Raw genomic sequence first — 20,316 nt, 5'->3', positions numbered from 1 at the left:
GCGGAAAGGATGGGTGTGGAGTGGGGGTGGTGCGCACAGGAGCCGCACACCTAGCTTTGCCCCGAACTTTTCCGCGTCATCACGCCGATCCCGGCCAGCCCAGGGGTCTTCCTGGTGAGAAAGGCTCATTGTCTGCTCCACCAGCACGTGGCCGTCCGAGTACCGCAAAGGTCCATGATGCGCGCCCCTCGGCGGAGGACGGCCATCTTGCCGACCCCGGGTCCTGCCGGCGACCGGGATGAATGGTCGAGGACGCCGGTTTGAAGGCCCTGGCGAGGGGCTCCGGGATCGGCCCGGCCACCGCCTATCGGCACCTGCCCCCGGGGATCGACGACGCTCGGCCCGTTCTCGACGAGTGAAGGGTCCGCGCCTGCTCGGCCGCGCTGCGGCACCGCGGCACCAAGGCCACGGCCGCCGCGACGTCGAAGTCGACGTCCTCGCTTCCGATGACCGCCGTGGGCCCCTCCCCGCTTCGGAGTCGGGTCCGGGGGACCGTCCAAGCCCGCCGGACCGGGGTTCGAGGATACGAGCGGGACGCCGGTCCCATCCGCCTCCGGTCCCACCGTCCCCTGCGACGGGCGGACCGGGAGGACGGATCCGGCACTTCCCCCGTTGCTCCCATGCGGACGGGTCGGAGGCGATCGCGATGACGGGACGGCCTCCCTCCGCTCCCCGGGGCACGCAGCCGGCCGGTTCGACGCCGGGCCTCGGCGAGCGCGCGCCCCGCCGGGGGCACGGCGCAGGCCCATCGCGGAGCTGGTGGACCCGTCGGAGCTGGGCGCGCCCCGCCGGGGGCACGGCGCAGGCCGCCTCTCAACGACCACGCCCATTGAGTCGGATCGTTGTATAGACTCGCAAATGTGAGTATCACGCCCCTCCCGCGCGTCCTCGGCACGCTGGTGGCCCTGTCCGCCCTCATCCTCCTCGGGGACGTGGGCCTGTCCCCCGCCGCGTCCGCCGCCGGCTCCTCCTCGGGGACCGCCGATATCAAGCTCGTCATCTATGAGGACGAGACCTTCGACCTGAGTCTCTCCGTAAAAATCCCGGGTACATCTCCCTCCGATTACTGCACCGAGGAGTATCTCGGCAACGAATACGAAATCAGGACGGAGGGCGACACCTGCACCATCGGCACGTACGGAGTCAGAATCGGGGACACGAACGACGGGGACACGTATATCGACCACAAAAATGGTGTTTTCGTTGCGAGAATGGATGACTTCGACAATTTCGACAACTATGAGAGCACAACTCTGACCATGGTCTTCCCCGGCAAGGTCACCGATGCCGACAGCAATGCGAAGGTGGACGGCAATACCGCCAGCTGGTCCGACATCGTCTCCCTCGAATCCGCTCGCGCCGAGGGCAAGGACGTCCCCGACCCGACTCCAACGCCCAATAACGACGGCCAGAACCAGGCGCAAGGCGGCAATAAGAAGGACAGCGACCCCCCGCTGTGGCCCCTGTGGATTCTCCTCGGGGCCGTCGCCGTCGTGGCCGTCACCGCCACCGTCGTCGTCTACGCCATGAATAATTCGAAGAAGAGGCAGTTCGCCGCTCAGGGCACCTACCCCGGCGCGCCGCAGCACGCGCAGTACCCGACTCAACCCGATTATCCGGTCCAGCAGTATCTCCCGGCCCACTCGGACTACGCCCCCGAGCCTGACTATGATACACCGACCAGGCAGTTTCCACTGTCCCAGGCGAGCGGATACGATCCCCAGCGGCATGCCCCGCCCCGGCAATACCCGGGCTGGGGCGGCTACGACCCCTCCGGACAGCCCGGAGGTTACGGCCAACCGGGTCAACAGCAGCCCTACAGCCCCTCCGGGCAGTCCGGCTACGACCCCCGGCCGCCCTACAACCCGCAGCATCCCTACAACCCCAATGGCCAGTACTGAGTCGACGCCCTCCTCGCACCCGGGCCTCGACTCGCACCATTCCGGTCTCTCATTTCGGAACCAGGCGGCGGACCCGCAGGACACACCGCTTCTCTCACCGATAATCGTCTCCGAGGTCCTCCTGCCGCCCACGAATCTCCTAAACTGGAGTCCATGCGAACCCCATCCGCCCTGCGCCGCCTGACCGCGCTCGTGCTGGCCACCCTCATGGTCCTAGCGAGCCTCGGCCTCGCGCCGACCACCTCCGCAGCCCCCTCCGACGACTACTCGGTCAGTTACGAATTCGAGATCCACGAGAACGAAACCATTGATATCACCCAGGTCAGGCGAGGAGAGGGCCTCGGCTCGGAATCGTCCTGCAACTCCGACGATATTGGAGACGGCTTCGACGACGATGGCACCGAAATCACCGTCGAGGGAAACGGCGGGAACTCGTGCACGATCACCGTCAGGGGAATATCCCTCAGAGAACTCAATAATTCAATCGGCGCGAGCATCGCTCACGAGAACGACTCCTTCACCTTCACAATGCAGGCCTTCAGGCGCAGGTACGCCGACATCCAGATAACGGTCAGGGTGACCTTCCCCGGCAGCGTCTCCGAGGTATCCGGAGACGGCAAGAAGTCCGGGAACACCGCCACGTGGGAGAACGCCCAGAGCGAGACGAGCTCCCTCACCGCCAAGGGCGCCGACCACGACTCATCACGCAAAGAGGGAGGATTCGGCCTCCACTCGCCCCTGTCCATAATTCTCATTATCGCCCTCGCACTCGCGGCCATCGGCGGCGTCACGTCCCTCATCCTCATCCGCAAGAGGCGGGCGAGGACCGGCGCGCCCGGGCACCCTCAGCCGAGACACGGCTGGCCCGGGCAAGCCCCCGGCCTCGACGCCGCCCAGCCGGGCTACCGCGCCCATCCCGGCGTGCAGCAGCCCTACGACCACCAGTCCGGATACGACCCCGGCCCCCAGTCGGGCTACGGTCAGCCCGGCTACGGTCCCAACAGGCGGTCCGGCTACGGCCAGCCGGGTCAGCAGCCCCACAGCCCCGACGAACAGCACTGAACCGAGTCCGCCGCCCCGACTCCGCCCGGTTCCGCGGACCGTCCGCCCCGGACCGGGCGGCCCGCGGAACGCGCTCCCCCATGTCGACGATCACTCTCAGATTTTTCGGCATCCACGATCACCCGTAGGCTAGGGGCTATGAGACTCCCATCCATCCCGCGCCGCCTCGTCGCGGTCGTCCCAGCCGTCCTCATGGTCCTCGCGGGCCTCGGCCTCGCACCCACCGCCTCCGCGACCTCCTCCGACGACTCGCTCAGTTACGAGTTCGAGATCCACGAGAACAAAACCGTCGACATCACCATGACCCAGAAGGGGGATGATGTCGGCTCGAAATCGAATTGCAGCTCCGACAACATCGAGGACAGCCTCGGCGACGACGTCAAGGTCAGTGTCAAGAGCGGTGACGGCGGGGACTCCTGCACGGTCACGATCAAGGGCCTGACTCTCAAGAAGTTCAACAACAACACGCCCGCGGAGATCACCCACGAGGACGACTCCTTCACCTTCGAGATGTCCGCCTCCTCCCTCCAGTACTACGACCAGGTGACGGTCAAGGTGACCTTCCCCGGCAAGGTCTCCGAGGTATCCGGAGACGGCAAGAAGTCCGGAAGCACCGCCACCTGGAACAACGCCCAGGACGAGACGGAGGACCTCAAAGCCGAGGGTGCCGACCACGGCTCGCCCCTGTTCACGATCCTCATCGTCATCGTCGTCATCGCGGCCATCGGCGGAGGCGTCGCGGCCTTCATCATCATCCGCCAGAAGCGGGCGAAGACCGGCACCGCACCCGGATACCCCCAGCCGGGCCAACAACCCTACGCCCCCCAGCCGGGCTACGGCCAGCCCGGACAGGCCCCCGGCCCCGGCCCCGCTCAGCCGGGTTACTACGCCCAGCCCGGCGCACAGCAGCAGCCCTACAACCCCCAGCAGGGCGGGACATCCGGTTACAACCCCGGCGGCCAGTACTGACCGACGCTCACCCCACCCTCACCCGCGACTCAACACCCGCGCCGCCCCGGCCCTCCTCCGCTCAGGGCCGGGGCGGCATTCTCACAGAACACGCCCTACGCCAATCGCTCGGGCATTCTCCTGCGCCCACGATCACCCGTAGGCTGGAGGCTATGAGACTCCCATCCGTCCTGCACCGCCTGACCGCGCTCGTCTCCGCCGTCCTCATGATCCTCGCGAGTCTCGGCCTCGCACCCACCGTCTCCGCGGACACCTCCGACGACTCGCTCAGTTTCGAGATTCACGAGAACAAAACCGTCGACATCACCATGACCCAGAAGGGGGATGACGCCGGCTCGAAGTCGAATTGCAACCCCGACGACATCGAGGACAGCTTCGACGATGACGACGTCAAGGTCAGCGTCAAGAGCGGCGACGGCGGGGACTCCTGCACAGTCACGGTCAAGGGTCTGACTCTCAAGAAGTTCAACAACAACACGCCCGCGGAGATCACCCACGAGGACGGCTCCTTCACCTTCAGAATGGACATCCCCTACCTCGAGCAGGGGACGGTCAAGGTGACCTTCCCCGGCAAGGTCTCCAAGGTCTCCGGCAACGGCAAGAAGTCCGGGAACACCGCCACCTGGAACAACGCCCAGGACGAAACGAGAACCCTCATCGCCAAGGGCGCCGACCACGGCTCGCCCCTGTTCACGATCCTCATCGTCATCGTCGTCATCGCGACCATCGGCGGCGTCGTGATCTTCATCATCATCCGCCAGAAGCGGGCGAAGACCGGCATCGCACCCGGACACCCCCAGCCGGGCCAACAGCCCTACAACCCCCAGCAGCCCTACAATTCTCAGCCGGGCTACGGCCAGCCCGGACAGGCCCCCGCCGTCCCCGGCACTGCCCAACCGGGTTACTACACCCAGCCCGGCGCACAGCAGTCCTACAGCCCCCAGTCAGATTACGATCAGCCGGGTCAACAGCCCCGCAGCCCCGGCGGACAGCACTGAACCGAGTCCGCCGCCCCGACTCCGTCCGCCCCTGTGGCGATGATCTCCCGGATTTTTCGATATCCACGATCACCCGTAGGCTGGGCCTATGAGACTTCCATCCGTTCCGCGCCGCCTCGTCACGGTCGTCCCGGCCATCCTCATGATCCTCGCGAGTCTCGGTCTCGCACCGGCCGCCTCCGCGGCTTCCTACGACTACTCGTTCAGTTACGAGTTCGAGATCCACGAGAACAAAACCGTCGACATCACCATGACCAAGAAGGGGGATGACGCCGGCTCGAAGTCGAATTGCGACCCCGGCACCATCAAGGACAGCTTCAAAGACGACGACGTCAAGGTCAGCGTCAAGAGCGACGGCGGCGACTCCTGCACGGCCAAGATCACGGGCCTGTCCATCAAGGACAACCCTCTGGCGGAGATCACCCACGAGGACGACTCCTTCACCTTCGAGATGCCCGCCTCCTCACTCCAGTACTACGACCAGGTGACGGTCAAGGTGACCTTCCCCGGCAGCGTCTCCAAGGTCTCCGGCGACGGCAAGAAATCCGGAAGCACCGCCACCTGGAACAACGCCCAGGACGAGACGGAGACCCTCAAAGCCAAGGGCGCCGACCACGGCTCGCCCCTGTTCATGATCATCATCATCGTCGTCGTCATCGCGGCCATCGGCGGCGGCGTCGCGGCCTTCATCATCATCCGTCGGAAGCGGGCGAAGGCAGGCATCGCACCCGGAGCGGGCATGGGTCAGCCCCAGCAGCCCGGCTACCCGGGCCAGCCCGGGGTCGCTCCTCAGCCCGGGCCCGGCTACCCGGGCCAGCCCGGGGTCGCTCCTCAGCCCGGGCCCGGCTACCCGGGCCAGCCCCAGTCGGGCCAGCCGGGCTACAACCCCCAGCAGCCCTACAACCCCAACGGCCCGGTGACCAACTAGCATCCGCCGATCAGCGCGGCCCGGCACCTGCGAGGTGCCGGGCCGCCGTCGTTCCCGCCCGCCGTCAACGCCGTCGTTCCCGCCGCCGCTCCCGCTCCGCGTCGACCGATCCGGCGCGGGGTCCGCAGTCGGGCGCGGGCCGCCGCCCTCGGCGGGCTCAGCGGAGCAGCGCGTGGCGGGTGATGGTGGCCTCCCGGCCCGGCCCGACGCCGATCGCGGAGACCCGGCAGCGGGCCAGCTCCTCGATGCGCTCCACGTAGTCCCGCGCCGCCCGGGGCAGGTCGGCGAAGCGGCGCGCGCCGGTGATGTCCTCGCTCCAGCCGGGCATCTCCTCGTAGACGGGCCGGGCGTGGTGGAAGTCCGTCTGCGTCAGCGGCATCTCCGCGCTCACCTCGCCGTCGACGTCGTAGGCCGCGCACACGGGGATGGTCTCGTGCCCGGTCAGGACATCGAGCTTGGTCATGACCAGGTCGGTGAGCCCGTTGACGCGGGCGGCGTAGCGGGTGACGACGGCGTCGTGCCAGCCGCAGCGGCGCGGCCGCCCGGTGGTCACCCCGTACTCCCCGCCCTCGGCGCGCAGGCGCTCCCCCTCCGCGCCGGGCAGCTCGGTGGGGAAGGGGCCCTCCCCCACGCGGGTGGTGTAGGCCTTGACGACGCCGACGACGGAGTCGATGCGGGTGGGGCCCACCCCCGTGCCGGTGCAGGCCCCGCCGGCGGTCGGGTTGGAGGAGGTGACGAAGGGGTAGGTGCCGTGGTCGATGTCGAGCATGGTGGCCTGCCCGGCCTCGAACAGGACGGTCTTGCCAGCGTCGAGGGCCTCGTTGAGGACCAGCGAGCAGTCGATGACCATGGGGCGCACGCGCTCGGCGTAGGACAGCAGATCGTCGGCGACGGCGTCGGGGTCGATGGCGGGGCGGTTGAAGATCTTGAGGAACAGGCCGTTCTTCTGGTCCAGGGCGGAGTGGACCTTCTGGCGCAGGATCGACTCGTCGAAGAGGTCCTGGACCCTGATGCCCACGCGGTTCATCTTGTCCGCGTAGGTGGGGCCGATGCCCCGGCCGGTGGTGCCCAGCCGGCGCTCGCCCAGGAAGCGCTCGGTGGTGCGGTCCAGCACCCGGTTGTAGGAGGGGATGAGGTGGGCGGAGGCGGAGATCCTCAGGGCGGAGGCGTCCCTGCCGCGGGAGGCGATCTCGGCGATCTCGGAGAAGAGGACCTCCAGGTCCACCACCACGCCGTTGCCGATGACGGGGGTGACGCCGGGGGTGAGCACGCCGGCCGGCAGGAGGTGGAGGGCGAAGGCCTCGCCGTCGATGACGACGGTGTGCCCGGCGTTGTTGCCGCCGTTGAACTTGACGACGTAGTCGACGTCCTGACCGAGCTGGTCGGTCGCCTTTCCCTTGCCCTCGTCGCCCCACTGGGCTCCGACGACCACGACGGCTGGCATAGCTGCTCCCTGATTCGCTGATGGCGCGGCGATGGGCGCGCCGCCGGTCAGCCTACCGGAGACGCGGGCGGCGGGCCCCGGCGTCCGCCGCCGGGACCCGCCGGGCCCGGCTGCTCGCGGGGCGCCCCGGACGGACCGCGACCGCCCGAGGGGCCGGAGCCGTTGACGCCGCCGCCCCGTTTTGATAACACTGTTACCAACACAGTGAGGGACGGAGCCCCATGAACTACAACTCCGACCGGACCAGGGCGCGCATCCTGAACGCGGCCCTGGCCGAGTTCCGCGAGCACGGGTACGAGCGGGCGGGCCTGCGCCGCATCGCCGCGGCCGCGCGGGTCACCACCGGCGCCGTCTACAACCACTTCGGCAGCAAGGAGGGCCTGTTCGACGCGCTCGTGGGCGAGAGCGCCGCCGAGCTCGTGGACGCGTGGACGGCCGGGCGGGACGACGGCGCCCCCGCGCCCCGGACGACCGGGGCAGTCGCCGCAACGGCGGTCCCCGCGGATCCCGGACGGCGGGAGGCCGCCGGGGACGGCCCGTCGGGACCCGGGGCGGCTCCCGCGGCTCCCGGGCGGCGGACGGGCGCGACCCGCACCGCCCACTGCGCCGCCCGCACCGGCCGCGTCCTCGCCCTCGTCTACGCGCGCCCCGAGATCTTCGAGATCCTCCTGTGCCGGGCCCGGGGCACCGACTACGAGCACCTGCCCGAACGGCTGGCGCGGATCGAGGCGGAGGCCTACCGCCGTCTGCCCGGGATCACCGACTCCCCGGCCGACCGCCTCCTCGTGCGCACGCTGGCCGCCGGCGGCGTCGAGGCCCTGCGCGCCGCCCTGGAGCACCGCCTCACCCGCTCCGAGGCCCAGCGGTACATGGAGAGGATCGCCCGCTTCCGCCTGGCGGGCTGGGCCGGGCTCCTCGGCCCGACGACCGCCCCGGAGCGCGCCCCGGAGACAGGGGAGCGCTCATGATCATCGACACCGCACTGGGACGCCTCATCGCCCAGAGGGTCGCACGCGCGACCGACGGCGCAAACGTCCTGCAGATCCTCGGCATCCCCTACGCCCGGGCGGAGCGCTTCCGCCCTCCCGTCCCCGTCGGGGCTTCCGACGGCGGCGCGCCCGCCGGTGCGCCCGTCAACACCGGCTACGGCACCTGCTTCCCCCAGCGCCTCGCGCCCCGAGCGGTCAATCTCGCCCTGCGGCACTTCCAGCTGCGGCCGGAGTGGCAGCCGCGCGGCGACGTCGCCGGCGAGGACTCCCTGCGCGTCAACGTCTGGACCCCGATGGACGGCGCCCCCAGGCCCGTCCTCGTCTTCATCCACGGCGGGGACTGCGGCTCGGGGACGCTGCCGGTCTACAACGGCGCGCACCTGGCCGGGCGGGGCGTCGTCGTCGTCACCGTCACCTACCGCATCGGGGCGTTCGGGCACCTGCACGTCGTCGACGGCGGGACGGTGAGCTGCGACCGGGCCCTGCTCGACCAGCAGGCCGCCCTGCGGTGGGTGCGCGAGCACATCGGGGCGCTCGGCGGCGACGCCGGGAACATCACCCTCATGGGTCACTGCGGCGGCGCCCAGTACGCCCTCTACCAGGCCCTCAACCCGGACAACGCCGGCCTGTTCCACCGGCTCATCCTCGCCAGCGGGCAGCGGGCCGTCCCCGTGCCCCTGGACCCCGACGCCGAGCGCCGGGCCTTCACCGCCCTCCTCGCCGACAACCGCCTGACCCGCGAGGAGCTGGGGGCGCTGCCCGCCGAGCGCCTGGTGCGGCTGCGCATGCCCCGCGCGCGGCTGGTCACCGTCATGGATCGGCCCTTCTTCCGCGTCGACCCGCGCGCCGTGCTGCGCGACGGCGGCTTCCCGCGCGTGCCCGTGCTCGTCGGGACGACGGCGGACGAGTTCTCCATGATCGAAATGCCCCTGTGGTACCGGCGCATGGGCCTGGCGACGCGGGGACGGGACCTGGGCCGCAGGGTCCGGGAGGTCTACGGCGAGCACGGCCGCCGCATCGCCGTCGCGCTGCGCCACGAGGCCGACGGCCTGGTGGACCTGCAGACCCGCATGATGGAGCTCGTCGTCTTCCACGGCGCCGCACTGGACCTCATGAAGGGCTTCTCGCGCTTCACCACGGTCCACGGCTACCGCTTCGAGGGCGTGCCCAGGGTCTACGGCGGGCGGCCCGGCTCCTACCACGGGGCCGAGATCGCCTTCTTCTTCGGCAACCTCGACCGGATGCGCATCCCCGTCACCGGGGAGGACCGGGCCGTCGCCGCCGCCGTCCAGCGCGACTGGCTCGCCTTCATCCGCGACGGGGCGGTCCCCGGCCGTCCGGCCTTCGACCGCGAGGATCCGAGCCTAACCCGCTATCGGGCCGACGGCGCCGTCGAGACCATCGCCTTCCCGCACGCCGATCTCCTCGGGGACCTGGAGGGGACGGACCTGGCCGCCCGCGTGGTGGACTCCTACATGCGGCGGCGCTGAGGGGCGCAGCCGGCGGTCGGGCCCCTGGGCGCCCGGGCTCAGTCGGACGGCGGACTTCCGGCATCCGGGCCCGTGCCAGCGCGCCGCTCATGGATCTCGCGCTCGCGCTGGCCGTCCGCCCACCGCAGGGGGACGTAGGCCCCGCCGTCGCGGGCGACGCCATTGGCCACGCCCCAGAGCCAGATCTCCTCGCACTGCGCGGTGGCCCTCATCTCGCGGCGCACGAAGCCGCCCCGCGCGCCGCCGGTGCCCGGCAGCGGGATCGCGTACCCGTCGGGGTGGACCAGGACGGCCCGGTCGCCGGCCACGTACAGGCCGGAGCGCGAGCCCGGCCAGGGGTGGGTCGCCCGGCCCACGTGGATCCCCTCGCGGTCCACGACCGTCCTGCGCACGAACGGGGCCAGCTTGACGGCGCAGTACCCCAGCGCCGCCAGGGCCAACACCAGGAGGAGCACCGAGTAGAAGAAGTCCTTGTCCGTGTGGCCGGGGTCGAGCAGGACGAGCGTCGCGAAGAGTGCGAAGGCCGTGCCGAGGCACAGGAGGAACAGCCCGGCGTCGCACAGGTACTCCCACATCCGGCCCCAGGCGGGCGCGCGGTAGACCAGCGGCCGTTCCGCCCCGGCCGCGCCGTCGGGCTGGCTCATGCCGAGTCTCCCCATCATCCCGGTCGGCCGGCCCGCCGCGCCCGCTCCCCCGGCCCCGGCCGCGCGGGCCCGCGCCTCCACCAGCCGCGGATCCTCCGAGTAGGCCGCCGGGTCGGAGACGATCCATCCGCGCCGCGCCGCGAAGGACCACACGGCCCGCAGGGCCATATTCGCCTTGTCCCTCGCCCTCTCGCTGTGCCACAGGAAAGTCCCGTCGAAGACGCATCCCGGCAGCCTGATGAGGTCGCCGGGCATGCCGTCGACCAGGGCCAGGCGGTAGCGCTCGACCTCGTTGCCGTGCTGGCCGCTGATAATGCGCGCCGAGACGGCCAGGCCCGAGCGCGCGGCCGGCCACGGCCTCCTGGCGGTGCGCACCAGGCGGCGCATCTCGATGCCGCGCTCGCTGAGCACCGTGCGGCGCCGGAACATGTTGATCACCCACAGCACAATCGGGGTCCCGGGGACGGCGAACAGGGCGAAGAGGACCCTGGCTTCGCGGTCGGAGGGGTCGACGAGCATCCCGAGGCCCGTCAGGCTCAGCAGGACGGCGACGGGGACGAGGACCACCAGGGCCGCGACCCTGGAGACGACGGAGCGGTGCAGCACCAGCCGGGGCCCGCGGGGCCCGCCCTCCACCGGGGTCGTCCAGCCCCTCAGGGCGGCGCTCAGGCTCGCGGCGGGGTCCTCCCGATCATCCCACCACGCGATCCCGGGGCGGTCCACACCGCCCGGCGGCCGATCCTGCGCCCGATGCCGTCCCACGCCCCGCCTCCGTCCTGCGCCTGTCCGCCGTCTGTTCCGCGCCGTCGTCCCCGGAGCCGCCCAGAGGGCCTCTGAACGCACCGGGTCCCCGATCGCACTGGGTAGCATTCACCTTAAGCCCGTCGGGTCGGATCGCGGCCCGGCGCGGGGAGCACAACCCATCGAAAGCCGCACCGGGTGCGCCGCGTGGGGGGAGGATTGCGTCCATGGGCGTTGCACAGACCGAGGACCGGCGACTCAGGGTGCTCGAGCTCTGGCGCCTTCTGGAGCTCCTGAGCACGCAGCAGGTCCCCCGCAAGGGGCGCACGGAGACCAGCCAGGTGGTCGACTGGACATCGGACAAGCCCCTGCCCTGGGACACCGTCCACGCCGTGTGGCGCGACGGCGCACGGCTGACGTGGCGCCACATCGTCTACCTGGGCGTCTACGCGATCGACGACACCCACGAGATCCTGCGCCGCACCTTCGGCGAGGACGCCCAGTCCCCCGACGAGCGCCCGCTGGGGCGCGGCGCCTGCGCCGGCATCGTCGTCGGCCCCGACGGGCGCCCGATCCCCGGATCCGCCACCCTGTCCTCGGCGCTGTGGACGGTGTGGCGGCTGCAGGAGCGCCGGGACGCGAACGAGCCCGCCTTCGACGACTTCGAGGAGGCCAACGCGGCCTTCCAGGAGCAGGCCGAGGCCATCACCGGGATCGCCGCCGGGGAGGGCGGCCCGGACGGCCCGGACGACCCGGGCGGCGGGACGGCCAGGCTCGACGGCGAGACCCTCCGCAGGCTCCTGACCGCGGCGCACAAGGCCGCGGGGGTCAGGGGGCGGCCCGCCCTGTGCACGCCCCAGGTGTGCATCCGCTCCGTGGCCGTCTCCGCCCGGCGGGCCTCCGGCCCTGTGGGCACGGAGTTCCTCAACAGCTTCTTCCTCGACGACCTGCACCGGATCCGCGGGCGGGCGCGCGCCGGGGACATGGGCGAGGCGCTCGGCCGCTACCTCATGCCCGACGACGAGCTGGACCCCGACATCCGCATCGACGTGGCGCGCAGGCGTTCGGCCGTCGAGGAGGGCGTGCGGGTCGAGCGCCTGCCGCTGGGGCGCTGGCCAGCCGAGGCGGAGCGCCCCGCCACGCTCAGCCGGCAGTTCGCCGTCAACCACGCGCTGACCGACCTGGCCCCCGACGGCGGCCTCATGGGCGTCCTCCACCCCCCGGGCACCGGGAAGAAGGAGCTCCTGCGCGACGTGCTGGCGGGCAATGTCGTGGCCCGGGCGAGGCGGCTGGCCGAGCTGGAGCGGGCGCGGGACGCCTTCGTCGGCGAGCCCCTGCAGTGGCGCACGGACTCCTTCTCGCGCGAGCTGCCCCGCCTGCGCCCCGAGCTGACCGGCTTCGAGATGGTGGTGGCCGCGGCGGGCGAGGGCGCGACGGCCGAGGGGGAGGGCATCGCCGCCGGGCTGCCCGAGCGCACGGCGCTCGCCCCGACGTGGCGGGAGCAGGCCGACTACTTCGCCCGCCTGGCCTCGACGGTCCTGACCGAGACGCAGGAGGCCGGGGCCGAGTCGCCCGTGGACGCCTGGGGCCTGGTGTCGGCGCGCCTGGGGCGCCTGTCGCGCCGCTCGGCCTTCCGCGCCTCCCTGTGGTTCGGCGACGGGGACGACGACGCCGCCGACGACGACCCCTCGGTGAGGATGTTCGCCCAGCTCAAGGCGTGGCGCAGCGGAGCGGCCCCCTACCGCCCCTGGCACGAGGCGCGCGGCCGCTTCCTCGACGCCGTGCGCCGCGTCGAGGCGCTCATCGACCAGCGCCGGGAGGCGCAGGCCCAGCTCATCCGCCTGGCGGCCCTCGAACGGGCCAAGCCGGCCTCCGAGCGCGCGGTCCCCGAGGCCCGCGAGAAGGTCGAGCGGGCGAGCCGGGCCGTGGACGAGCAGCTGGCCGTCCAGGCCGAGGCCGAGGTCCGGCGCAACCGGGCCGCCCTGGCTGAGGCCGAGCACATCGCCGCCAAACCGGGCATCTTCGCGGTGATCCGCTCCCGGGGGCGCGTCTCGCGCAAGTGGCGCCTCGACCACCTGCCCCTGTCGCGCAACCTGCGGGCCGCCGAGGCCGAGTTCCGCCAGGCCTCGGTGACCACGGAAAGACTGCGCACCACCCTGGCGCGCCGGAAGTCGGACCTGGCCGACGTCGAGCAGATGCTCGCCCGCACCGAGGCCGAGATCGACAGGCTCACGGCCGCCCGCGACGCCGAGGCCGAGCGGCTCGGCGAGGCCCACCCCGCGCGCCTGGCCCCGGAGCGGCGCGAGACGCGGGCGCCCTGGCTGGATCCGGAGCTGGAGGAGGCCCGCTCCGAGCTGTTCCTCGCCGCCATGGACCTGCACCACGACTTCATCGCCAACAACACCGGCATTATGCTCACGGCCCTCAACGCGGCCCTGGAGGTGGTCGGCGGCAACGCCCCGGAGGACCTGGATCCCGAGGCGGTCAGGGCGGCCTGGCAGCTGTTCTTCCTGCTCGTCCCGCTCGTGTCCACCACCCTCGCCTCGGCCTCGCGCATGCTCCGCGGCGTCGGCCGGGAGGGCATCGGCTGGCTGGTCGTCGACGAGGCCGGGCAGGCCGCGCCCCAGTGCGCGGTGGGCGCCATGTGGCACGCCAGGCGGGTCATCGCCGTCGGGGACCCTCTCCAGCTCCAGCCGGTGGTGACGCTCCCGGACAGGGCCAGGGAGGCCCTCGCCGAGGCCTACGGGGTGGACCGGGGCTGGCTCGCGCCCGCGGCCTCGGTGCAGACGCTGGTCGACCGGGCCTCCGACGTGGGCACGGCGCTGGCCCACGACGACGGCCGGATGTGGGTGGGCGCCCCGCTGCGCGTGCACCGGCGCTGCGACGACCCCATGTTCTCCCTGTGCAACGGCCTGGCCTACAACGGCCTCATGGTCGCCGAGATCTCGCGCGACCCGTCCGGCGCCGAGGACCCGTTCGGCCCCGACGCCTCCGGCCGGCCGCGGATCCGCCCCAGCGCCTGGGCGGACGAGAAGGCCACCGAGGCGGGCACGCACCTTCAGAGCAACCAGATCGCCCGCCTGGACAAGGCGCTGGCGTACCTGACCAGGCGCGGCGTCGCGCCCGGGCAGATCATCGCCGTCTCCCCCTTCCGGCAGGTCGCCCAGCACCTGGAGCTCATGAGCCATCGCACGAGGTACCACGGCATGCGGGCGGGGGACGTGCGCGCGGTGCAGGACGACCAGGCCGATGTGGTCCTGCTGGTGCTCGGCGGGGATCCGCGCCTGGAGGAGGCGACGGCGCGGGCGGCCTCCTCGCTCAACCTGGTCAATGTGGCGGCGAGCCGGGCGCGGCGGCGCCTGTACGTCATCGGGGACCGGGACGCGTGGTCCCGCTACCCGTACTTCCGCAGGCTGGCGGAGGCGCTGCCGGTGATGTAGCCGTTCCGCGCCTCCCATTCTCTGCCCCTATTTCGCGAGCGCGCAGGTTTCCAGTCGAACGCGCACCTCCCAGCCGCGCGTTCGACTGGAAACCTGCGCGCTCGCGAAACAACTAAAACTAAGGGGACGGTCCCGGGACCATCGCGCCCGCACAGCACCCGGTCCCGGAGCCCGCCGCACGGGCGGGCACCGGGACCGGGTGCATCGTCAGGAGGGCCGGCCGCTCCCCACGGAGCCGGGCGGCCTCCCCTCGGCCTGACTCGGCGCTCGGCCGGGCTCAGCGCTTGGCCGAGCCCACGGAGCCGAGGCGCTCGCAGGCCTCGACGACGCGGGCGGCCATGCCCTTCTCGGCGGCCTTGCCCCAGGCGCGCGGGTCGTAGGCCTTCTTGGAGCCGACCTCGCCGTCGATCTTGAGCACGCCGTCGTAGTTCTTGAACATGTGGTCCGCCACCGGGCGCGTGAAGGCGTACTGGGTGTCGGTGTCCACGTTCATCTTGATGACGCCGTTGCGCACGGCCGTGGCGATCTCCTCGGCGGTGGAGCCGGAGCCGCCGTGCATGACCAGGTCGAAGGGGGTCTTCTTGTCCCCGACCTTGGTGGCCAGGCGGTCGCCCAGGCGCTTGGCGACGTCGGCCTGGATCTCGCCCAGGAGCTCGGGGCGGAGCTTGACGTGGCCGGGCTTGTAGGCGCCGTGCACGTTGCCGAAGGTCAGCGCCGTGGTGTAGCGGCCGTTCTCGCCCAGGCCCAGGGCCTCGACGGCGGCCCAGGCGTCGTCGGCCGTGGTGTAGAGGCTGGCGTTCTCCTCGCCCTTGATGCCGTCCTCCTCGCCGCCGACGGCGCCGATCTCGATCTCCAGGATGGTGTTGGCCTTCTTGCTCATGGCCAGCAGCTCGACGGCGAGCTTGATGTTGTCGTCGAGGGTCTCGGCGGAGCCGTCCCACATGTGGGACTGGAAGGCGGTGGGCTCGCCGCGCTTGGCCTGCTCGATCTCGATCTCGAGCAGCGGCCTGAGCCAGATGTCGACCAGCTTGCGCGGGCAGTGGTCCGTGTGCAGCGCGAAGGTGATCGGGTACAGGTCGGCGATCGTGTAGGCGTAGGCGGACATGGCCAGGGAGCCCTTGACCCTGTCGGCGCGGGAGGAGCCGGACCAGTAGGCGGCGCCCCCGTTGGAGACCTGGACGATGCCGTCGGACTCGGCCTCGGTGAAGCCCTGGAGGGCGGCGGAGAGCGTCTGCGATGAGGTGACGTTGATCGCGGGGATGGCGTAGCCGCCGGCCTTCGCGCGATCGATCATGTCGGCGTAGGACTCGGGGGTTGCAATGGCCACTGGGTGCCTCCTGATGACGTTGGATGTGCAGTGGTGTGAGATTGATTGTTCCATGGAACCGACGCCGCCGGAACCGTTTCATGGTCCCGGTTTGTCGCCGGAGGCGGCCCGGCGGCGGCCCGCGGGCTCCCCGCGGCGGCCCGGATGGCCGCGCTGGCGCCCGTGACGGGGCCCACGACGGCGCTCGCGGCCGTCCGCTTCACCCTAAGCGATGCCCCTTAGCACTCTCACCCCGAGAGTGCCAGAATCGTGGTGTCCGGGAGGGCCGCCGAGCGCCCTCCCCGTTCCGAGCCGGAACGTCCGGCCCGGGAACCACGTGGAGGTGGTTTGACATGGCCACGACACCCTTCGACTCACTGCGCGACCTGGACCGCTGGCTCGCCGGCAACATGGTGCGCACCCCCGCGTCCGTGGGTATGCCCCTGGACCTGTACCGCGACGGCGAGACCTTCATCGCCCGCATCGACCTGCCCGGCGTCGACCCCGCCACGATCGACGTCGACGTCGAGGACCGCACCCTCACCGTCCGCGCCGAGCGGCCGGCCCGCGAGACCGAGGGCGTCCAGTGGCTCGCCCACGAGCGCCCGTCGGGCACCTTCGCCCGCCAGCTCACGCTCGGCTACGGCCTGGCCCTGGACCGGATCTCCGCCCAGTACACCGACGGCGTCCTCACGCTCACCATCCCCGTCGCCGAGGAGGCCAAGCCGCGCAAGATCGCGGTCACGCACTCCTCCTCCGCCCACGAGGTCATCGAGGGCGAGGGCGGCAAGGCCTGAGAGACCCGCTCGGGGCCCGGCGGCGCCTGGCCCGGTCTGCCGGGCCCGGCGCCGTCGGGCCTCAGTCCGGGGCGGGGCCGCCGTGCTGGAGTATCCAGGCGTGCATGGCGACCGCCGCCGCCGCGGCCACATTGATGGAGCGGGTCGAGCCGTACTGGCCGATGCGCAGCACACGCGAGCAGGCGGCCCGCAGCTCATCGCTCACCCCCGCCCCCTCCGAGCCGAAGACCATGAGGCAGCGCTCGGGCAGCACCGCCCCCTCCAGGAGCGCCGAGCCCGGCCCGTTGTCCAGCGCCACAACCTCGTAACCGGCCCCCGACGCCCACTGCAGGAGCGAGCCGGGGTCCGCGTGGTGGCGCACGTCCAGGTAGCGGTCGGTCACCATGGCGCCGCGCCTGTTCCAGCGCCGTCGGCCCACCACGTGGACGGCGGCGACGTTGAAGGCGTTGGCGGTGCGCACGATCGAGCCGATATTGAGGTCCTGGCTCACGTTCTCAATGGCCACGTGCAGGGCGTGGGCGCGGGAGGCGAGTTCGGCGCGCACCGCCTCGACGCGCCAGTAGCGGAAGCGGTCGACGACATTGCGCCGGTCCCCGGCCTCCAGCAGCGCGGGATCGTAACGGGGGTCGTCGGGCCAGGCGCCCCGGTCCCCGGGCCAGGGCCCGACCCCCACCTCGCGCACGTCCGCCGGACGGTCCTCCTCCGGGGGCAGGGCGGCCCGGTGGTCGCGGGACGTCTCGGAGGCCTCAGCCACGTCGCCTCATCCTTCGATATCTCAACTTGTCCCACAGACCCTCAGCGACCTGGTCGTAACCCGCAGGATCGGAAGGACGTACGTGACGGCCATGCGCTTTCAAGGTCGCGATGAGGACCGTGCCGTCAGGGAGGAAGAAAGGGCGAGGGGACACGGATCAGACCAGCCCGTCCAGCAGGTCGATGTCGAGCTCATGGGAGTCGGGCGTCACATCGTCGTCGTTCTCTTCCCGTGCGGGCAGGCCGAGCACCCAGGAGAGCGAGGCCCGGGGAGCGCCACCGTCCGCGACCGCACGGCGAAGTCCTGTGACAACCCGTTCAGGGAATCGACGACGAGCGGAGTACTGCACACGCGCAGACACATCGGCAGGTGACGCAACCGACGATGCGAGCGATGTTCGCATCAGTGCGTCCGTCGTTCTGGCCAACGCCGAGCACGCTTCGTCGCTCGGCGTCACACCCAGGTACCTCAGCCTGACCCCCAGGACCTGGGTGGAGACGCCAAGGTCCCAGACAACCCGGGCGACCGTCGCGGCCTTCGCCTGCGCCCAGTCGACGGAACAGATGCGCTCCACGGGCATGAGCAGGTCGGCGGCGAAGGCGTTCGCCATGTTCTCGGCCGCCTTGCCGTCACGTGAGGATGCGCCCTCAACGAGGAGGTGCCCGAGCTCGTGGGCGAGGGTGAAGTTGCTTCGGAACCAGTGCCCTGTCGCTGCCAGAACGATGACTTTGTGACCACCGAGCGTCAGTGAGTACCCGTCTCCCCTCAGCGGGACGACGATGACCTCGACTCCGAGGGCGCTCTCGACCCGATCGTAGAAGCAGGAGATGAAGTCCTTCCCCAGGGCGGCGCGAGCCCGCACCGCCGCCCGCTGGACACGCTTGTCCGTCACGCCGGCTGCGCCTGCCGGTAGACCAGGGCGATGTCCTCAAGCACCTGCAGGTCAGCAGAGGGATCGCACGAATAGGTTCCCGTAGGGCCGTCATAGCTGTGCCTCGCCGCCGCGCAGACCTCGAAGGGATCCGCCTCACCGGTGACGAGCCAGTGCATCGTGACGCCGAGATGCTCGGCGATGAGCGCCGCCTCGATGGAGGACAAGGAGCGCTTCCCGGCGAGGGCCTTGGACATCGCCGACTCGCTCAGGCCGATGGCCTGAGCGAGTGTCGCCTGCGTTTGGTGGCGGTTGGCTAATGCCGCTTTGATGCGCTCGCCGATGGTTCCCATGTCCCTCAGTGTACGAGCAGGTTTCGATAATCGAAAGATCCTCGGCGCTGTCCGCCCATCACCCCGGACACGGGCCCGCTCGAACAGGGCGGCGCGAACACCGCCACGGGCGGGAGCCCGCGAAGAGCATGTGCTACTCCAGGCCGAGGTCGGCCAGGCCCAGGGCCGCGTGGTAGGGCAGGCCGGCGGCCTCGATGCGCTCGCGGGCGCCGGTGTCACGGTCGACGATGACGGCGACGGCGAGGACCCGGGCGCCGGCCTCCCGCAGTGCCTCGACGGCCTCCAGCGGGGAGCCGCCGGTGGTGGAGGTGTCCTCCAGGACGACGACGCTGCGCCCGGCGACGTCGGGGCCCTCCACGCGGCGCCTCATCCCGTGGTCCTTGGCGGCCTTGCGCACGACGAAGGCGTCGAGCTCCAGGCCGCGCGAGGCCGCGGCGTGCAGCATGGCCGTGGCCACGGGGTCCGCCCCCATCGTCAGGCCGCCGACGGCGTCGACCTCCTCGGTGCTGTACCCGGCCTCCTCGAGCATGTCGATCATGACGTGGCCGATGAGGGGCGCGGCCTCGTGGTGAAGAGTGGCGCGGCGCATGTCGACGTAGAAGTCGGACTCGAGGCCGGAGGCCAGGGTGACCTTGCCGTGGACGACGGCGAGGTCGCGGACGAGCTGGGCGAGGCGGGTGCGCTGAGGGTCGTTCGTGCTCACCCCACCAGGCTAGGCGATCGGCGTCCGGGGGCCGCACCCGACGTGCGGCCCCGGCGCCGTCGGCCGGATCAGGCCGGCGGGACCCGGATCATGTCGGCGGGACGCAGACCCCGGTGACCAGCTCGGACTCGCCGACCTCCTCGGAGCTGTTGAGGTAGAGGTTGAAGACCCGGGCGGCGATGCCGCGCAGCCCGCGCACATGCGCCGCGTCCTCCAGCTGTGCCGGGGCGCAGCGGCGGTGGCCCGCCCCCGGGCCCACGCCGACGCTCCCGCTCAGCCCAGGGCGGCCAGGGCGGCGTCGTAGTCGGGCTCGTCGGTGATCTCGGGGACCTGTTCGGCATGGCGCACCACGCCGTCGGCGTCGATGACGACGACCGCGCGCGACAGCAGGCCGGCCAGCGGGCCGTCGGTCATGGTCACGCCGTAGTCCTCCCCGAAGGAGGAGCGGAAGGCGGAGGCGGTGACGACGTCGTCCAGGCCCTCTGCGCCGCAGAAGCGCGCCTGGGCGAAGGGCAGGTCCTTGGAGACGCACAGGACGGTGGTGTTCTCCAGCCCGGCGGCGCGCTTGTTGAACTCGCGCACGGACCGGGCGCACACCCCGGTGTCGACCGAGGGGAAGATCGACACGACGACGCGACGCCCGGCCAGGGAGGCGCTGGTGACCTCGCCCAGGTCGGCGCCGACCAGCTCGAAGGCAGGGGCGGGCGAGCCGACGGCGGGAAGCTCGCCGACCGTGGTGACGGGGGAACCGTGGAAGGAGATGGAAGCCATGGGCCTATGGTCCCATGAGGGCCGAGGTCTGCCAAGGGGCCGCCCGGCGGCGGAAGCGGTGAACGGCGTCGCCCGACGGTGAGCGGCGTCACCCGGTTGACAGCGCCCCCGGCCTCACCCGGCGGCGGAAGCGCGAACGGGCCTCACTCCGATGA

18 protein-coding genes are annotated in these 20,316 nt (G+C 71.4%); 9 read left to right on the top strand and 9 right to left on the bottom strand.

Going from position 1 to position 20,316, the window contains the following annotated elements; genetic code table 11:
- Positions 1 to 860 precede the first annotated feature (860 nt).
- The 5 genes from G446_RS0107135 to G446_RS21315 all read left to right on the top strand — a co-directional run bounded on the left by G446_RS0107135 (position 861) and on the right by G446_RS21315 (position 5,858).
- Positions 861 to 1,901 (top strand): hypothetical protein, encoded by a 1,041-nt coding sequence (locus tag G446_RS0107135; protein WP_026409645.1) that lies wholly within the window; start codon positions 861 to 863, stop codon positions 1,899 to 1,901.
- Between the two features lie 153 nt (positions 1,902 to 2,054).
- Positions 2,055 to 2,963: a resistance to Congo red protein gene (locus G446_RS0107130; protein WP_026409644.1), complete on the top strand. Its 909-nt coding sequence runs from the start codon at positions 2,055 to 2,057 to the stop codon at positions 2,961 to 2,963.
- Positions 2,964 to 3,101: 138 nt separating this feature from the next.
- Complete coding sequence (locus G446_RS16515; protein WP_051285739.1) at positions 3,102 to 3,932, top strand: LppM family (lipo)protein; 831 nt, start codon at positions 3,102 to 3,104, stop codon at positions 3,930 to 3,932.
- Positions 3,933 to 4,084: 152 nt separating this feature from the next.
- Entirely contained in the window at positions 4,085 to 4,930 is an 846-nt protein-coding gene (locus G446_RS16510; protein ID WP_051285738.1) for an LppM family (lipo)protein, read from the top strand.
- 88 nt (positions 4,931 to 5,018) lie between these two features.
- A complete protein-coding gene (locus G446_RS21315) occupies positions 5,019 to 5,858 on the top strand; it encodes an LppM family (lipo)protein (RefSeq protein WP_051285737.1) in 840 nt (279 codons plus the stop codon).
- Between the two features lie 157 nt (positions 5,859 to 6,015).
- Here G446_RS21315 and G446_RS0107110 read toward each other — a convergent pair whose 3' ends face one another.
- A complete protein-coding gene (locus G446_RS0107110; RefSeq protein WP_026409643.1) occupies positions 6,016 to 7,302 on the bottom strand; it encodes an adenylosuccinate synthase in 1,287 nt (428 codons plus the stop codon).
- A 221-nt stretch (positions 7,303 to 7,523) separates the two neighbouring features.
- Here G446_RS0107110 and G446_RS18695 point away from each other — a divergent pair, with 221 nt between their 5' ends.
- Both G446_RS18695 and G446_RS0107100 read left to right on the top strand, forming a co-directional pair.
- The gene (locus G446_RS18695) at positions 7,524 to 8,270 is read left to right on the top strand and encodes a TetR/AcrR family transcriptional regulator (protein WP_026409642.1); all 747 of its coding nucleotides are present in this window, start codon (positions 7,524 to 7,526) and stop codon (positions 8,268 to 8,270) included.
- Positions 8,267 to 9,781, top strand: coding sequence for a carboxylesterase family protein (locus tag G446_RS0107100; RefSeq protein ID WP_026409641.1), 1,515 nt, complete (start codon positions 8,267 to 8,269; stop codon positions 9,779 to 9,781). Before G446_RS18695 ends, G446_RS0107100 begins: the two co-directional genes overlap by 4 nt.
- A gap of 38 nt (positions 9,782 to 9,819) precedes the next feature.
- On the opposite strand, the gene G446_RS16495 is transcribed toward G446_RS0107100, so the two are convergent.
- On the bottom strand, positions 9,820 to 11,187 hold the full coding sequence (locus G446_RS16495; protein ID WP_245574624.1) for a hypothetical protein: 1,368 nt from the start codon (positions 11,185 to 11,187) through the stop codon (positions 9,820 to 9,822).
- A 206-nt stretch (positions 11,188 to 11,393) separates the two neighbouring features.
- Between G446_RS16495 and G446_RS0107090 the strand changes: the two genes are divergently transcribed.
- Positions 11,394 to 14,606, top strand: coding sequence for a DEAD/DEAH box helicase (locus tag G446_RS0107090; RefSeq protein ID WP_026409640.1), 3,213 nt, complete (start codon positions 11,394 to 11,396; stop codon positions 14,604 to 14,606).
- A gap of 277 nt (positions 14,607 to 14,883) precedes the next feature.
- Here G446_RS0107090 and fbaA read toward each other — a convergent pair whose 3' ends face one another.
- Positions 14,884 to 15,933, bottom strand: a complete 1,050-nt coding sequence (gene fbaA, locus G446_RS0107085) for a class II fructose-bisphosphate aldolase (RefSeq protein WP_026409639.1) — start codon at positions 15,931 to 15,933, stop codon at positions 14,884 to 14,886.
- Between the two features lie 332 nt (positions 15,934 to 16,265).
- Here fbaA and G446_RS0107080 point away from each other — a divergent pair, with 332 nt between their 5' ends.
- Entirely contained in the window at positions 16,266 to 16,709 is a 444-nt protein-coding gene (locus tag G446_RS0107080) for an Hsp20/alpha crystallin family protein (RefSeq protein WP_026409638.1), read from the top strand.
- A gap of 61 nt (positions 16,710 to 16,770) precedes the next feature.
- Here the strand turns inward: G446_RS0107080 and G446_RS0107075 are convergent, their stop codons facing one another.
- The 6 genes from G446_RS0107075 to tpx form a co-directional block, all read right to left on the bottom strand.
- Positions 16,771 to 17,463 carry a TrmH family RNA methyltransferase gene (locus G446_RS0107075; RefSeq protein WP_026409637.1) on the bottom strand — a complete coding sequence of 231 codons (693 nt, stop codon included), beginning with the start codon at positions 17,461 to 17,463 and terminating at the stop codon, positions 16,771 to 16,773.
- Between the two features lie 157 nt (positions 17,464 to 17,620).
- The gene (locus G446_RS18690) at positions 17,621 to 18,355 is read right to left on the bottom strand and encodes an ImmA/IrrE family metallo-endopeptidase (RefSeq protein WP_051285736.1); all 735 of its coding nucleotides are present in this window, start codon (positions 18,353 to 18,355) and stop codon (positions 17,621 to 17,623) included.
- A complete protein-coding gene (locus tag G446_RS18685; protein WP_051285735.1) occupies positions 18,352 to 18,687 on the bottom strand; it encodes a helix-turn-helix transcriptional regulator in 336 nt (111 codons plus the stop codon). The genes G446_RS18690 and G446_RS18685 overlap by 4 nt, the downstream gene beginning before the upstream one ends.
- 133 nt (positions 18,688 to 18,820) lie before the next feature.
- The gene (gene pyrE / locus G446_RS0107065) at positions 18,821 to 19,390 is read right to left on the bottom strand and encodes an orotate phosphoribosyltransferase (RefSeq protein WP_026409636.1); all 570 of its coding nucleotides are present in this window, start codon (positions 19,388 to 19,390) and stop codon (positions 18,821 to 18,823) included.
- A gap of 88 nt (positions 19,391 to 19,478) precedes the next feature.
- Positions 19,479 to 19,649, bottom strand: coding sequence for a hypothetical protein (locus G446_RS19875; RefSeq protein ID WP_156916558.1), 171 nt, complete (start codon positions 19,647 to 19,649; stop codon positions 19,479 to 19,481).
- A 14-nt stretch (positions 19,650 to 19,663) separates the two neighbouring features.
- Positions 19,664 to 20,161, bottom strand: coding sequence for a thiol peroxidase (gene tpx / locus G446_RS0107055; protein ID WP_026409635.1), 498 nt, complete (start codon positions 20,159 to 20,161; stop codon positions 19,664 to 19,666).
- Positions 20,162 to 20,316 lie beyond the last annotated feature (155 nt).

Source organism: Actinomyces dentalis DSM 19115 (assembly GCF_000429225.1).
Classification (GTDB): Bacteria; Actinomycetota; Actinomycetes; order Actinomycetales; family Actinomycetaceae; genus Actinomyces; species Actinomyces dentalis.
The sequence above is the reverse complement of the archived record's forward strand: the minus strand, read 5'-3'. Positions and strand labels throughout refer to the sequence as shown.